The following is a 14,511-nucleotide window of genomic DNA, read 5'->3' as shown; positions in this document are numbered from 1 at the left end:
CATCCTGGACGATCGTCTCCCCGCCATTCTCAGGAACTACCAGATCGGCGCACGCCGCCGGGTCGCGCCCGGCGTCAGCCTGCATCCGATCAGGCTGCCGGATGGTGGAGGTTCGCGGGCCTTCCTGCTCAGGTCGGATCCGGGCACGCGGATGCTCGAGCACTCCCATACCGGAACCGAACTGACCTGCGTGCTCAAGGGCAGCTTCAGCCATGATGGCGGCAGGTTCGGCCCCGGCGACTTCGATTTCGGTGACGGAACCGTCGATCATCAGCCGGTCGTGGGCGATGGCGAACCCTGCCTTTGCGTGGTCGCCATGACCGGGGATCTCAGGCTAAACGGCTTCCTCGGCAGGTTGATCAGCCCTTTCATCCGCCTGTAAGGGCAAATCACCGACCTCCGCCATCGCCAGATGACCCGATAAGTGATCTGATAAGTGATCCGGCCCGCCTCTGCCGTCGTTTCGTCCAGCAAGAACGACAACGAGAGAGTGGGAAGATGACGTCGCGATCCCCTGCTATCGAGCATCTGAGCGCATTGATCGACCGGATCGCGGACGGCGACCAGAGCGCGTTCTCCGAATTCCATGCGCTGACCAGGAACAAGCTGCGCAAGACGGCGCTGACGATCTGCACCTCGCGCTCGGACGTCGAAGACATCGTGCAGGACGCCTACATCAAGATCTGGCGCAACGCGTCGAGCTTTGATCCGGATCGGGCGTCGCCGATCAGCTGGATTTGCACGATCATCCGCAACACGGCGATCGACGCCGCGAGGCCGAAAAGACTTCCGATCGCCGATCTCGACGAGGCGCTGTCGGTGCCGGCACCGATCGAGGATGCCACCGACGAGGTCGATCTCACGGCGCTGCAAAGCCTTGCCGCGGAAGCGATCGGCAAGCTGCCGGAGGACCGACGGACCCTGCTCTCGCTGGCCTATCTCCACGGCGAAAGCCGCGCGGCGCTCTCAAAGCGGTTCGGCGTGCCGGTCGGCACCATCAAGACCTGGCTTCGTCGCACCTTGCAGGCCGTGAACCGCGAATGCCTGCCTTATGCCGAGGCCATCGCTGCAACCAACGCCACGGCCTGACGCTGCCTTCTTGCGAAAATCCAGTTCGGCGGATTGAACCATGGCTTTGTGAGCTTCGCATGCCAGCCGCCGGGAACGTTCGCATAGCCGATGAACAATCCCACCGCGATGAGCGCCAGCACGAACAGCACGGGTTTGGAGCTGCATGCTTCACCGCCCCCCCGATGAAGCAACCTCCGGCTAGCCATGACCGGCAAACAGCCGGCTCACGGCAAGATATCCGATGGTCGCGCTGCAGCCGGCGAGCACCGATCCCCAGCAGATGTCGGCCAATGTCAGCGTGGTCGACCAGTTCCGCAGCGTCGCGTGGTTGGTCAGGTCATAGGTCGCATAGCTGAAGCAGCCGAACATGAACCCGAGCGCCAAAGCGCGCAGCATGCTCCCTTCCTGGTAGGCGGGCAGCACCGCAAAGCCGATCAAACCGAGCGGATAGATCAGATAAAAGATCGCAGCGGGCCACAGATTGGGATTTGGCCGGAGCACATCGCCGAGCGTCGCCTGATAGAGCCGCGGGCCCATCAGCGTGAGCCAAAGGAAATCGAGCATGACGAACGGCAACGCAACCGCCAGATAGGCTGCGACATAGCCGATACCCGAGATCCGCGGGGCGTGGGCCCATTCCATCAATCTGGCCAAATCAGGCTCCCTGTCAGGACAAACGCTGTCGTCGCAAGATCGACGCCACAGACAGGAACGTTCGACCGGCGAGCCTGGATCACACGCTGCCGCAGCCTGCCCGCAGGCTTCAGCTGCGCAGCCTCGCGATCTCCGCGCGGGCAGCGTCGACGAGTTCGTCGTTGCTGTGGGCATGCCCCCATAGACCCCAGCCGCCGGCGGCCGCCTCGGTCAGCAGCACCCAGGTTCGTTCGCGCAAGCCGGCATCATTGGCCGCAGCCACGACCAGATCGGTGAGCTGGCGCACGACCGCGATCTGCTTGTCGCGGTCCAGCGCGCCGGCGTTGGTGAGGACCTGAACGCGGACGTAATGGCCCTCGCCGTTGACGTTGGCGATCGCGCCATCGGCAAGCTCGTGCACGAAGGCGGCCGTGTTGTTGCGGAACATCGGAATGTCAGGCACCTGTTCCACGGACTTGACTGTCGTAGCCGCGTCGACCGCGAGTTGGTGCGGATCGGCAAATGTGCCGGCGGTGGCGTATATGTCGATCATTGGCATGGCGGCGGGTCCTGGGCTGACTATGACATCCGTCATAGTAGGCTATGATGATCATCATAGTCAACAACTTCGGAAGTCTCGGGGAGTGCATTGGCTGGCGAGATCAAACAGCGCATGATCGAGCGCACCGCGGTGCTGCTGGCGAAGAAAGGCCTGCAAGGCACCTCGTTCAGCGAGGTGCTCGAGGCATCGGGCGCGCCGCGGGGATCGCTCTACCACCACTTTCCGGGCGGCAAGGATGAACTCGTGCTGGCGGCATTGAACGCGGCGGGCGATCAGGCCATGGCGGTGCTCGACGGTCTCGCCGGCAAGCCCGCAACCGAGGTCACGCAAGCCTTCATCGGACTTTGGCGTCTGGTGCTGACCAAATCAGATTTTGCTGCGGGTTGCGCGGTCGTCGCCGTCACTGTCGCGGCCGACTCTCCAGCACTGCTTGGGGCGGCGGCCGAGGTGTTCCGGACTTGGCGCTCGCGACTCGGCGGGCTGCTGGCCCAAGGCGGCGTGCCGGCCGACAGGGCTTTGGCGCTTTCGACCGGACTCATTTCTGCCTGTGAGGGCGCAGTCATTCTGTCCCGCGCCGAGCGATCGTTCGAACCGTTCGACCTTGTCGCGGCCGAGCAGCAGAGAGCGGTTCAGTCCGCTATCACGGGCGGGTGCTGATTCCCACATGTCGCGGCAAATACACTCGACCGCAGGTCCGTTGCCGTCCGTTGAGGGCTGTCCGATCCGTCTTGCCTATTTAGGCTTCTGCCAGCGACGCCTGACGGATTCGGTAGCCAGCATGATCACGAGCATTGCCACGGCGATAAAGGCCGAATCGCGGATCTCGACGCGCGACAGGCCGAGATCGTAGTGCGCGACATATCCCAGGATGAAAGCGACCAGCGCCCCAGAACCGGTGACGACAGCAAACGTAAGCACCAAGACCAGCCGGTTTCCCATGAAAGTTGGTTCCTCGAGATCGTCCGAAGCAAAGCCTGGAGCGTTTTCCGATTACATTGAAGCGGCAAACGCCTGGTCGTGCCTTATTGGTCGCTTTTCTTGCGGAAAGCCGGCGTCCACTTTTTCGACAATGCTCTATCCGGCCAGTTCCGAATATTGCGTTTGCGGCACCTGGCTCTCGATCGCCCGCTCCTCGGTTACGATCTTTGGCTTGCGCAGCCAGACGTAGATCTGGGCCCCGATCAGGAGAACGCAGATCGCCAGGAAGAACGCGCTGATCGGACGGTCGATGAACGTCATCAGGTCACCGCGCGAGATCAGCATGCTGCGCCGGAAGTTTTCCTCGAACCGCGGTCCGAGCACGAAGCCGAGCAGGATCGGCGCGGGGTGGAAATCGAGACGCAACAGGATGTAGCCGACGACGCCGATGAACATGGTCTCGCCGACCTGGAACATGTCGTTATTGGCGGCATAGACCCCGATACAGACGAAGAACATCGCGCTCGGATAGAGGTAGCGATAGGGAATGCGCAACAGCCTGACCCACAGGCCGATCATCGGCACGTTGAGAACGACCAGCAGGATGTTGCCGACCCAGAAACTGGCGATCAGCCCCCAGAAGATATCGGCGTGCTGGCTGATGAGCTGCGGGCCCGGCACGATGCCGTGAATGATCAGCGCTCCGAGCAGGAGCGCCATCACGGTGTCGCCGGGAATGCCGAGACTCATGGTCGGAATGAAGTCGCCCTGCACCGAGGAATGCGTCGAGGCCTCGGGGCAGGCGACGCCCTCGATGGCGCCATGACCGAAGCGCTCCGGCGTCCGCGAGATCTTCTTCTCGGTGGCGTAGGAGACGAACGAGGCGATGGTTGGCCCGGTGCCCGGGATCAGCGCGCAGAGGCTGCCGAGCAGGGTGCCGCGGATCATCGGCCAGAACGCCTGCTTGAAATCGGCCTTTGACGGAAACATGTCGGACACGCCGACCTTGGCGTAGCGCAGATCGACGGCTTCGGTGTTGTTGATGCTGTTCAGGAATTCGGCGACCCCGAACATGCCGAGCGCCAGCGCGATGATCTCGACGCCATCGAACAGTTCGGTGATGCCGAAGGTGAAGCGCGGCTGTCCGGTCTCGATATCCGAGCCGACGATGCCGACCAGCAGGCCGAACACCGTCATCGCGACGCCCTTGAGCGGCGATCCCTTCGCCAGCGTCGAGCCCGCGAGCAATCCGACCAGCATCAGAGAACAGACCTCGGTGGGCCCGAAATCCAGCGCCACCTTGACCAGGAACGGCGCCAGGAAAATCATCTCGGTGATGCCGAACGAGGCGCCGATGAAGGCGGCGACGATGGTGATGCCGAGCGCGGTGCCGCCCTTACCCTGCTTGGTCATCGGAAAGCCGTCGAGACACGTCACCGCATGTGGCGGATGGCACGGCAGGTTCAACAGGATCGAGCAGATCGCTCCGCCATACTGGGCGCCGTAATAGACCCCCGACAGCATCAGGATCGCCGGCACCGGCTGCATCCCGAAGGTCAGCGGCAGCAGGATCGAGATCGTCGCCACCGGACCCATGCCCGGCAGGACGCCGACCAGGTTGCCGACCAGCACGCCCAGGAAGCAGTACATCAGATTGTGCGGCTCGAGCGCGACGCCAAAGCCGTAATACAGATCGGTAATCGCAGTTGAGATCACAGGTTCACCCCGCGCAGCACCGGGAATGGAATGCTCAGGAGATAATGGAACAGGATGACGCCAAAGAAAGTCACGCCGGCCGCCAGCATCGCCGAGGATTTGTAGGTGGCCGTCTTATCGCCCAGCGCGCAGACGAACACGCAGGCGAACACCGCCGGGATCATGCCGGCATACAGGCCGAGGATGATGAACAGGACGGGGCCGCCGAGGATGCAGAGCCACCCGAACCATTGCGGATTGTCCGGCAGGAATTTCTTGCCGTCGTCCTCGGTCGATCCGAGCGCGGTACCCGCGATCAGGACGCCTAAAAATGCCAGCGCGATGCCGAGCACGACCGGCATGAAGCCGGGACCCATGCGGGCCAGACTGCCGAACTTGTAGCCGGCGCCGGTCACCGCGGCCCCGACACCGAGCAGGACCATGAGGCCGCCGGCGTAGTAGTCGCGTTTCAGGTTAAATCGGCCGTTCAAAGCGCCCCTCCGGTATTCCCTGTTATCCGCCGACACTATCGTAAAAGCTGCGGACCTGTCGACCGGTTGGACCGGTCGAATTTTGGGCCCGGTTTCGCGATGGGTTGAAATGGTGATGAGACGTTCGGAGCAGACGAGGAGAAGCGGCGAGCTCGTTCTCCTCGTCTCGGCTCGCGCAGAAGTTGAGAGCCGGATGTTTGTTCGGTCGCCAACACCCGCACAGAGGCGACACCTCGACCAACACGGGCCAATACCTGGACCGCCCCGGCTCAACTGCGCGCGGCACGAACCGGCAGTGTACGGTCAAAACGACGCGATGAGGCGGGAACCAATGCGCATCATCGCCCTGAGCGGGCCGGCCGCCGGACTACTTTCAATTGCAATCCCATCTCGTGATCGATCCAGTTCCCGGCTTCGCCGCCGAGCAAAATCCCGACATCGGCCGACGCCGGCTTGCTCACCGACGAAGATCTGGCCGGGCGAGCCGGCAGTCAGCGGCGCGACGATGGCGAGCGCCGGCCGGCTGCAGGCCTTGCGGAATGGTTATCCCGGGCGGCAGGTGCGGCATCGACGTCAAAAGCAGAACCAGCGCGACAAACAACCCGCAGGCGGGTCCTGATCAGCGCAGCTCCCGATCGGCGCGTGAGAATTCGTCTGTCGGAGCCGAGGCTCTCGAACGAAATCCAGGATCGTTGGGAATGCAGGCGCAATGACCAGATCACGGTTCGAAGATGGTGGCACGCTCGTCGGGCGAACAGCGTCAAGCCCGTTCGACGCCGCGCCATGCGCTGGCAGCGGTGTGTGGTTCGGCCGGCTCGTCGCCGCATCGACGCGCGCGCTCAGCACTGGGAGGCGAAGCCCGCGCTTGCCGGCCATGCCAACGCACACGATGAGGCAGGCGATGCAAGCCGCGCGAGCGCAGACAAGCTCACGCGACGGCACCAAGAGCGCGCGACGACAATTTCAGCGCTGTTTTCGGGGGCTGACCGCGTCAGAATGCCGCGAATGACGTCGAACAGATGCGACAAGCATCGTGATGCGGGCCCCGGCCGATCGGCGGGAGCTTTCGCTGCCCATTCGGCCGCGACGTCCTGCCGACGCGTCGGGGTGTCACTATTTCTTCTTGCCGGCGCCGAAGCTCGGCTGCCAGCCCGCAGTCTTCTGGCTTGGCGCTGCGGCAATCACCTTGATCTTCTCTTTTTTCGGTTTCTTGGCTTCCCGATTGCCCTTCTGCTCGCCTTTGGCCATGTCGATCTCCTTGGGGTGGATGTTGAGGTGAATCTCGGCGTTGATGATGACCCGCGAATCGAACCGGAATGATACCGCCGCCGCGGATCGTCGCCAGTTGGCCGGCTCGGAGAATGCGGTCAGTGCGGCGCACCATCCTATTCATGCTGGGCAGCGACCGTCGCCACCAGAAGCCGAAGAAACAGCGGCACAACCGCGGCGGCACGATCGAGTCAGCCAAGTGAACCCGAAACAATGCAGGCCCTTTCCGTATCGGCGGGAGCGTTCGCACCCCTCAGTCACCGATCGATGCCGTTGCAAGCGCGGTGATGGCCAACCCTACGCCGACACCCCGGCAATAGCGAGCGCCAAATGACCGGGGTTCCGAGCGCACACCGCCGCCTTGTGCTGCCGAACGCGACGAGAAAGAGATGGCTAATGCAGCCGAAAGGGCGCAAGCTTTGGCGATGCATCAAGCCAGCGTCGGCAGCAGGCTGTTCGCGGAAGGCAGGCAGGCATGACAATCCGCTCGCGGCGGGAGATGGTCACCTTCAAGCACCCTTTTCAGATCAGGGGCATCGATCGCCGGCTCCCTGCGGGGGCCTATGAGGTCGTCACCGACGAGGAGATGATCGAGGGACTTTCGTTCGCATCATATCGCCGGGTCGCCACCATGATCATGGTCCCTGCGGCAGGCGCGCGCGATGCGAGAATGGAGATGATCTCCATCGGATCGGTCGATCTGTCCGATGCGCAGCGCAACGATGCAAGCGCGCCCGATCGTGACGGATCCTGATGAACGACGGACCGCTCGATCTCGACAGGCACCGCGGCATGGCCGCGCAAAAGGCGACCGACATCCGTCGTGCGCTGGCGGAGGTGGAGAACAACGCGAAGGATTTGCGCGATCGACAGATCATGCTCGAAGGCCAGCTGCTGGCGGTTCCCGCCGGGTCCTGGTCTGAGGCAGCGGTCAAGGCGCGCTACGTGCTTAATCTATACGCAGCGGGACTGTCGCCGGACGACACCCGTCACCGCGATCTCGTCGCTGCCGTGCTCGAGGATTTCGTCCGGCTCGCCGCCGAGGATTGACGGATTTTTTGCACGCGACCCTTGCTGACGCCCGGGTGAAAGCCGGACCACCCAGATCCTCGTGCGAAAGTTCCAGCTCGTTTCGCATCCCAGGCAGTCTGCGGCCTCGGCAAGATCGAACAGATCGATACGTCACCCACAAATCGAAAGGACGCGCATCATGAGCCTGACCCGAGGTCATTTTCAAGGCTACGAGTTCGATCGGATGGTCATCCTGTTTTCAATGATCGACGGCGAAACCGAGATCCCCTGCGCGATCAGCACATCCGCCATGGACGCGCTGGAGAGCATGAACCAAAGCAAGGCCAGCGAGCGCGAGGCGCAGTTCATGCGGCTGCGCGACCAGATCGAAGAGCGCGCCACCCGCAAATTCCTGGCCATGGAGTTCGAAGGCACGCCTCCCGGCATCATCCTGCGCGGCATCGATTTCCGGAACTGATTCCGTTGCAGGCTGCAACAGATTCGACAGAATTCAATTGCTGGCGCGAAGGGCCGTCTCGAGCCCGGGCGGGGCTTTCGCCCAGTGATAATTGTGCACCGCCAGGTCATAGGCGCGGTCGTACAGCGCGTTCATGTACTGCAGGTCGAACGGCTGATCGCTGGTCGCGCTGAAATCCTGCGGGATGCTGGCCAGATTGAAATCGATCCCATCCTGCCGCGCGATCGAATAGATCCGGTACAGGTCCCCCACGCTCTGGTTCTTGATCAGGGTCGATATCGAACGCTGGGTGATGGCAACCAGGTTGTCGTTGACCGGCTGGAATTCCGGATCGATCCGCCCGTTCCGGATGACATAGATGCGCGGCTTGGCGAGGATGTCGGACCGTCGATGGTCGGCGCGCGCGGACACGATCGTCGGCGCAACGAAGACCTGCCTGGTGACGCCGCCATCGACGTGCAACTCGTCGTAATCCCGGTCGCCGACGCGAACCTGGATTCGCACCGGTGCGAAGATGCCCGGCAGCGTGGCCGAGGCCAGCAGGATCTTGCGAAACAGCGGCAGCGCTTCGGGATCATTGCTCATCGCGATCCGGCCCATATCCCAGATCACCGGGCGCTGCGCGTCGAGATTGGTGGTGCCGATCAGGAGAATGCGGCCCTTCCGTCGCTCCCGCGCGATCTCCTGCAGCAGATTGGCATCGACATAGGTCGCGATCAGCTTGGCCAGCGGCGAGTCGTCGACCAGCGCGGAGCCCTGAAGCAGGCTCGGGACGTTATAGGCGAAGATGTCCTTCCTGCCGTACTTGGTGAACAGGTCGCGCAATTCGGCGTCGCGGCTGCTGCCGATGAACGCGAACGGCGCAATCAGCGCGCCCGAGCTGATGCCGGTCACCAGATCGAAGGCCGGACGCGTTCCCGAGTCGCTCCAGCCGACCAGCAATCCCGCAGCGAAAGCGCCGTCGTCGGCCCCGCCTGAGATCGCCAGGGTGGTGGCGAGCGGCCGGTGCATCTCCGGAGCGTCCGACGGCGCATTCATGAAGGCGCGGAGTTCGGCCGGCGAGCCATCGCCCCAGAACCGGATGTTGCGAAATCCGTCCAACTCGATCCGGTTGGCCTGCGCGGCCGGCAGAGCATTGCGCGAAGCGATCGCGGCGCATCCCGACGTCGACGCGGCGACGCCGAGCAGAACGACGAGGAGAGCGGGTTTGCAGGACAGCGAGCGCAATGTCAGCATCTATTGAGGGCCCAAACATGCATGTCGGGTTCAGGCCGACCAGCCTTTCGCGCCCCGCGGATGTCACGCGCCGCTGACGACACAATCCCGAACTACACGGTCCAACACCGCGCCCAAATCATTGAGGTTTGCTTAACCAGATTCCTCTTGCACGGATGCTGTGCCGGAACAAGGTTGCAGGCTTGTCGATTTCTGGGCAGGCAGCCGCCCGCAGGCAGGTGCAAGGTGATTTCCGGCCAGATCGAGCACGAATCATCTCACCTGATGCGTCCAATGACATCAACGTGACCCCGAGCGGCAACGTCCTCGCCAAGGCAATGCCCGATTCGAGTCACAAAAAAGGGCCGCAATACGGCTGACTACCTGCCAAGCCGCTGATCAAAATGATGCGACCGTCTCTCGCCCCTGCCTCGCAGATGAAGCCGCTCGCCGTCAAACGACAACGTCCATCGTTGCGCTTGCTCGCCCGCCCCGATCGCGATCATCGCGCGAACATCAGAGACCCGCGACTCGTTCCCCAAGCGCTCATACGCGCGTCGTGAGTTTGGTTGGATTGGAAGTAGCTTGACCGATCGACCCCAGGCTCTCGCAGCGGCTGCGCCCTCAGGCGATCCACTTCGGCGCATGCGGGAGCGTTTCGCTCTGCCCAGTATCGTGGTTCACCCACAGAGTCGCTTTGTCGCTGCGCAAGAGCGCGTCGACCTTCTCCATCGAGGCGATCGTGGCCTCGTGATCCGCATTGAAGACCGGCACCCGGCGAAGGCGGAAGTTCTCGCGATTGTGAGCGACGTCGCCGCTGAGCAGCACAGGGCCACTCTCGGGGAGACGGACCAGCAGCGAGCTATGGCCGAGCGTGTGCCCCGGCGTGAAGATCAGGCGGACGGCACCGTCGCCGAACACGTCATGATCGCCCTCGACGAGTTCAACGGCGTTCTGGCGCATCGTCGCATAGAGTTCCGGCAGGTAGCCGAAGTCTTCGGGACGAGGTCCGAACATGGCGTCGTATTCGGCTTTCTGCGCGATCCACCTGGCGTTGCGGAACAGGCGGCAATTGCCGACGTGGTCGAAATGAGCGTGGGAGATCGCGATCGTGCCGACCTCGTCCGGTGTCACGCCGATTTCACGGAGTTGCGACGCCACGGTGTTGCGGACCACGCCACGAATGCCGTGCGCCACGATCCGCCCCTCGGGTTCCGTGACGAGGTCATCCTGCGTGCCGGTGTCCCAAAGCAGCCAACCACCCCGATGCCGGATCAGATAGGCGTTGCAGCTCAGCGTCATCGGCACGCCGACGTTGATCCCCGGGGAATAGATCGAACCGTCCTCGACCTCCGCCACGCCACCATCGAGAATGAAGATCTTGTCGACCGTCGCTTGCATGTCCGTCATTCGACCTCGCATGCGGGAGAATTACGCGACAATCTAATGTGCGAATATTTGGAATTCAAAGGCCCATCTTCGGCCGTTTTTGCGACACGACGCCGGAACCACGAGCCGTTTCATCGGAGCGCCAACTGCCCTCACCCGTTGATGTCATACTGCTTGCCGAGATGGTCGCCGATCTGGACCAGCATCGCGACGCATTCGGGATAGCCGGGCCTTGCAGCGGTCGCCGTATCCGCCGTGGCGCGGAATTCCCAGCTGTCGCCGTCACGGATCACGGCAATGGTCATGCCGTCGGGACAATCGGCATGGACCTTCAACTCGGCCTTTGCCATGGCAACGAGTTCGGCTTCGGTCTTCACGGGCTTGCTCATGGCGAAAGGCTTCCTTCGGCGAGGCTCTCGTTTCGCGGCGTTTTCCGAGGCGCCAACCGGTTCGGCGTGGAAACGCGCGTCCCGCAAATTGCCGGTTTACCGACGCTCTGTCGAGAGCATGTGACGACGGCTAGCCAGTCGTACGCTTCAGCCAGCATGAATGGCTTGAACCAGCGCCTCACAACCGGAGGCGTTCCGGAAACTTCCGCTTTCGGGGCACCGCGCACATGGAGATCTGTTGCCGGCTAGCCCCAGTCGCGAATTGACCCTGATCGGAAATAGGCAACAAAGCAATGGTTTGCTCGGACAGCCATCGCAGGTGACCGCGCCGATTCAAGCCGATGATGTCATTCGGAAAAGAGCTTCAGGCCGACGAGACCGACAATAACCAACACAAAGGAAATCAGGCGACCAAGATTCGCACTCTCACCGAAAAACGCGATCCCAACGACCGCTGTTCCCAAGGTGCCAATCCCAACGAAGCTCGCGTAAACCGTCGAAGTCGGCAATCGTTTTACAGATTCACCCAACAGAAAAAAAATAGGGATAGCGAAGACCACCGCTAGCAAAACTGTTGTCCATTTCGAAAGTCCGGCCGAGCGCTTCAAAACGAACGGCCATGCGACCTCGAACCCGTCCGCCAATAGTATGTATACCCACGCCATCAGATGCCCCCTCGTAAGAGTGGCGTAGCACAAACGAGCAAGAAATTAGGTGCATATCTCTGCGCATTTCGCATGTTGGCACATTGCGAAATTTTTCTGTAGTGCAAAACTCGGTCGCTATCGGGGCATGCCGGACATCGAGCAAGCCCCCCATTCACCTTTCCGGAAAATGCTCTAGCGTCCGGCGTCCGCTTGCTTGATGCCGATGATCTGCGGCAGCGCGCCGGTCGAGTCCGGATCGGTCTTGGCGGCGTCGGGCGGCCGGGTGGAGGCGTCGGGGAAGCGGGCCTTCATGTCGCGGATGAAGCCGTCGAGGGTATCGACGCCGGCCGCCATCTTGGCGATGTCGGCGAATTCCGCGCTGTTGGAGGCCGCGGGCCTGCTCGCGGTGTCGAACGCGATCTTGTCGGCTTCCCCGCTCATCAGCGGCGCGTATTTTTCGCGGAACCGCGCCAGCCCGATGGCGTCGCCAGCGAGCGCATAGCCGACGACGGCCCGGATCACGTCGCTCTTCTCCACCGCATTGAGCGGTTTGAAGTCGCGCCAGCGATCGCCGTAATACAATTCGATCTGTTCGGACGCCTCGCGCCATTGCCGCGCCGCCCAGTAGATGTCGGAGCGCAGCCTGATCGCTTCGCGGCCGCCGATATTGGAGATGATGTCGAGCGAGAGATCGTGGCGTCCGATGTCGCTCTGGGCGCGGGCCTCGATCAGGAGCCGCTCCTGGCGCAATTCGCCGGCGAGATCGGCGATGCGGGTCGAGTGCAGCGCGGTGATGGCGAGATCGGGCTTGCGGTTGGCGAGGTACACCATCGCAAGCTTCGAGGCGACCTGGGCGCGCGCGGCGCCTTCCAGGCGATGGTCGACCTGGTATTGCAGGAGTTCGGCTGCCTGATCCAGCAGGTCGACCGCAACCAGCCGGTCGGCCAGCCGCCGGATCATCTCGTCGCCGCGCCGGCCGATCGGCGTCAATTCGCGGAATTCGTAGAACAGGCCGAGCGCCTCGATCGGCGGCAGTTCGTCGCCCTTCGGGCTGAGGAAGATCTCCGAGAACAGCGCTGACGCGGAATCCTGGGCCTGCCGCGAACTCTCCGAATTGGGCTGCAGCTTGGTCGCGGTCCGCGCCGCCGCCAGCGACTCGGCGTAGTGTCCGCTGGCGTTATAGATCTGCGCCAGCATCTGCAGCGTCTTCGCCTCGATCGAATCGCCGCGCCACATCACCGACAGCGTCTCGAGCTCGCGCAGGGCATCGGCCTGCGCGATCTCGTTGCGCTTCTCCTTCAACGCGATTTCGAGCTGGGTGCCTTCGGCCGCCGCCTGGCGGTCGGACGACATGGTCGCGACTTTATAGTCGTCGAGCGCATCCTTCTCCTGCCCCATCGCCTCGGCGAGCCGGCCGCGCAGCACCGCGACCGCGGGCTGCTGCTCCACCGGAACGCCGATGACATCGAGCTCGGCGCGCCGCTTGGCAGCGCCGGCATAGTCCCTGACCTCGAGCGAGGCCCGCATGGCGTCGGCGGTCACGATGCGCTGCAGATCGAGCGGCAACGAGGCGATCGCGAATTCGACATTCTTGAACTTCTCGCGCGCATCGGCCCACTTGCCCTGACGGGCATAGGCCAGCGCCTTCCACAATTGCGAATCGTAATTGTTGCCGATCGTCGGACTGTCCAGATCCTTGAGTCCGAGGTCAGGACGGCCGGACAGGATGCTGGCGATCGCATGCACCATCAGCCCGGAGGCTTCGTCGGTCTTCAGATTGGGGTCGGCGAGCAGCACTTCGGCCTCGCCCTTGGCTTCCGGGTACATGCCGCGCGCCACGTAGAAGCGGGCCAGATCGAGCCGGGCCTGGGGACGCGCCTCCGGCTCGGCCGCGGCCGCGGCCTGGATCAGAGCGTCCTGGCGCGCGGTGAAATAGCCCTCACGGTTCTTGCGCCACTGCTCGATATCGAAGATCGGACGCACCGCCATCGGCGCGCGTTCGGCCGAGAAGTCGACCGAGGACAGCGTCAACCCGCCGGGCTTGCCGACGATGACCTTGTCGAGCCCGACCTCGAGCGCGACCTCGTCCGAGTTCGGCCGCACCGCGATGCCATGGGCGGTATCGAGCAGCGCGAAGTCGACGAAATCCTGCCGCTTGATGAAGCCGCGGACCGGCGCCGGCGCCGTCACCACCAGCAGCGTATCGCCGGCATCAGGGTCCACGATCCGGTGCAACAGGCCGGGACCCGACAGGTTGAGAACGACATTGGCGAGCGCGGGATCGGTGATGTTGCGCAACACCTGCAGCGCCTGCGGCGGGGACATGACCTTGTCGGCAAAGGTCAGCGTCCAGCTGGCACCGCTGCTGCTCACCGAATGCATCAGGGGACGGTTGAGGCGAAGGCGGATCGCCTGCCCGATCTCGAGCGGCATCCGGCTGACGTCGCCGACGATGGAGCCGCCCTTGGCGCGAATCGGCTCGACGTCGATCGGCTGGCTGGAATCGAACACCAGCCACACCGTATCGCCGCGGCGGAACGAGGCCGCGGGCGTCGGCGATGCAAACGTGAAGGTCAGCCGCAGGCCGTCGCTGTCGCGCAAGACATCGACCTGGGCGGCCTGGCCGGCGGGCTTGATTGCGGCCGGTGGCGCGGCTGCGGGAGCCGCCGTCTTCGCAACCTCCGCCGCGACGGTTGAGCGCACTTTCGGCGGCGCTTCGGGCGCCGATGCCGCAGCCTCGGAG

General features: G+C 63.3%; 18 protein-coding genes. 6 read left to right on the top strand and 12 right to left on the bottom strand.

Translation table 11 applies throughout. The annotated features are described in order from the left end of the window. Together WCB02_RS31090 and WCB02_RS31085 are read left to right on the top strand one after the other, a co-directional pair. On the top strand, positions 1 to 382 hold a 382-nt coding region (locus WCB02_RS31090; protein ID WP_423964130.1), incomplete at its 5' end, for a cupin domain-containing protein. A 116-nt stretch (positions 383 to 498) separates the two neighbouring features. After that, entirely contained in the window at positions 499 to 1,089 is a 591-nt protein-coding gene (locus tag WCB02_RS31085; RefSeq protein ID WP_423964128.1) for an RNA polymerase sigma factor, read from the top strand. Here the strand turns inward: WCB02_RS31085 and WCB02_RS31080 are convergent. From WCB02_RS31080 to WCB02_RS31070, 3 genes are all read right to left on the bottom strand, one after another. Continuing rightward, positions 1,050 to 1,277: a tryptophan-rich sensory protein gene (locus tag WCB02_RS31080; protein WP_423964126.1), complete on the bottom strand. Its 228-nt coding sequence runs from the start codon at positions 1,275 to 1,277 to the stop codon at positions 1,050 to 1,052. The two genes, WCB02_RS31085 and WCB02_RS31080, sit on opposite strands and share 40 nt — an antisense overlap. Next, positions 1,270 to 1,725, bottom strand: coding sequence for a DUF2177 family protein (locus WCB02_RS31075; RefSeq protein WP_423964124.1), 456 nt, complete (start codon positions 1,723 to 1,725; stop codon positions 1,270 to 1,272). The genes WCB02_RS31080 and WCB02_RS31075 overlap by 8 nt, the downstream gene beginning before the upstream one ends. A 109-nt stretch (positions 1,726 to 1,834) precedes the next feature. Next, positions 1,835 to 2,263 (bottom strand): tautomerase family protein, encoded by a 429-nt coding sequence (locus WCB02_RS31070; protein ID WP_423964122.1) that lies wholly within the window; start codon positions 2,261 to 2,263, stop codon positions 1,835 to 1,837. A gap of 90 nt (positions 2,264 to 2,353) precedes the next feature. Between WCB02_RS31070 and WCB02_RS31065 the strand changes: the two genes are divergently transcribed. Beyond that, positions 2,354 to 2,923, top strand: coding sequence for a TetR/AcrR family transcriptional regulator (locus WCB02_RS31065; RefSeq protein ID WP_423964119.1), 570 nt, complete (start codon positions 2,354 to 2,356; stop codon positions 2,921 to 2,923). A gap of 75 nt (positions 2,924 to 2,998) precedes the next feature. Here the strand turns inward: WCB02_RS31065 and WCB02_RS31060 are convergent, their stop codons facing one another. From WCB02_RS31060 to WCB02_RS31045, 4 genes are all read right to left on the bottom strand, one after another. Next, entirely contained in the window at positions 2,999 to 3,205 is a 207-nt protein-coding gene (locus WCB02_RS31060) for a hypothetical protein (RefSeq protein WP_423964116.1), read from the bottom strand. A gap of 135 nt (positions 3,206 to 3,340) precedes the next feature. Next, the gene (locus WCB02_RS31055) at positions 3,341 to 4,900 is read right to left on the bottom strand and encodes a tripartite tricarboxylate transporter permease (protein ID WP_423964114.1); all 1,560 of its coding nucleotides are present in this window, start codon (positions 4,898 to 4,900) and stop codon (positions 3,341 to 3,343) included. After that, positions 4,897 to 5,370 carry a tripartite tricarboxylate transporter TctB family protein gene (locus WCB02_RS31050; RefSeq protein WP_423964112.1) on the bottom strand — a complete coding sequence of 158 codons (474 nt, stop codon included), beginning with the start codon at positions 5,368 to 5,370 and terminating at the stop codon, positions 4,897 to 4,899. Before WCB02_RS31050 ends, WCB02_RS31055 begins: the two co-directional genes overlap by 4 nt. Before the next feature lie 1,113 nt (positions 5,371 to 6,483). Continuing rightward, positions 6,484 to 6,618, bottom strand: a complete 135-nt coding sequence (locus WCB02_RS31045) for a hypothetical protein (protein WP_423964110.1) — start codon at positions 6,616 to 6,618, stop codon at positions 6,484 to 6,486. 496 nt (positions 6,619 to 7,114) lie between these two features. Between WCB02_RS31045 and WCB02_RS31040 the strand changes: the two genes are divergently transcribed. The 3 genes from WCB02_RS31040 to WCB02_RS31030 all read left to right on the top strand — a co-directional run bounded on the left by WCB02_RS31040 (position 7,115) and on the right by WCB02_RS31030 (position 8,128). Further along, positions 7,115 to 7,393: a hypothetical protein gene (locus WCB02_RS31040; protein WP_423964108.1), complete on the top strand. Its 279-nt coding sequence runs from the start codon at positions 7,115 to 7,117 to the stop codon at positions 7,391 to 7,393. Beyond that, positions 7,393 to 7,689 (top strand): hypothetical protein, encoded by a 297-nt coding sequence (locus WCB02_RS31035; RefSeq protein ID WP_423964106.1) that lies wholly within the window; start codon positions 7,393 to 7,395, stop codon positions 7,687 to 7,689. Before WCB02_RS31040 ends, WCB02_RS31035 begins: the two co-directional genes overlap by 1 nt. A 160-nt stretch (positions 7,690 to 7,849) precedes the next feature. Continuing rightward, entirely contained in the window at positions 7,850 to 8,128 is a 279-nt protein-coding gene (locus tag WCB02_RS31030) for a DUF1488 family protein (protein ID WP_423964103.1), read from the top strand. A gap of 33 nt (positions 8,129 to 8,161) precedes the next feature. Here the strand turns inward: WCB02_RS31030 and WCB02_RS31025 are convergent, their stop codons facing one another. The 5 genes from WCB02_RS31025 to WCB02_RS31005 all read right to left on the bottom strand — a co-directional run. After that, positions 8,162 to 9,364: a patatin-like phospholipase family protein gene (locus WCB02_RS31025; RefSeq protein ID WP_423964100.1), complete on the bottom strand. Its 1,203-nt coding sequence runs from the start codon at positions 9,362 to 9,364 to the stop codon at positions 8,162 to 8,164. Between the two features lie 603 nt (positions 9,365 to 9,967). Continuing rightward, positions 9,968 to 10,753: an N-acyl homoserine lactonase family protein gene (locus WCB02_RS31020; RefSeq protein WP_423964098.1), complete on the bottom strand. Its 786-nt coding sequence runs from the start codon at positions 10,751 to 10,753 to the stop codon at positions 9,968 to 9,970. 131 nt (positions 10,754 to 10,884) lie between these two features. Further along, entirely contained in the window at positions 10,885 to 11,121 is a 237-nt protein-coding gene (locus WCB02_RS31015; protein ID WP_423964096.1) for a hypothetical protein, read from the bottom strand. 347 nt (positions 11,122 to 11,468) lie between these two features. After that, positions 11,469 to 11,786, bottom strand: a complete 318-nt coding sequence (locus tag WCB02_RS31010) for a DMT family transporter (RefSeq protein ID WP_423964094.1) — start codon at positions 11,784 to 11,786, stop codon at positions 11,469 to 11,471. A 174-nt stretch (positions 11,787 to 11,960) separates the two neighbouring features. Beyond that, a partial coding sequence (locus tag WCB02_RS31005) for a tetratricopeptide repeat protein (protein ID WP_423964092.1) occupies positions 11,961 to 14,511 on the bottom strand: 2,551 nt, incomplete at its 5' end.

The sequence above is a fragment of the Bradyrhizobium sp. genome (assembly GCF_049581145.1).
Classification (GTDB): domain Bacteria; phylum Pseudomonadota; class Alphaproteobacteria; order Rhizobiales; family Xanthobacteraceae; genus Bradyrhizobium.
This window is presented reverse-complemented; position numbering and strand designations above follow the sequence as displayed.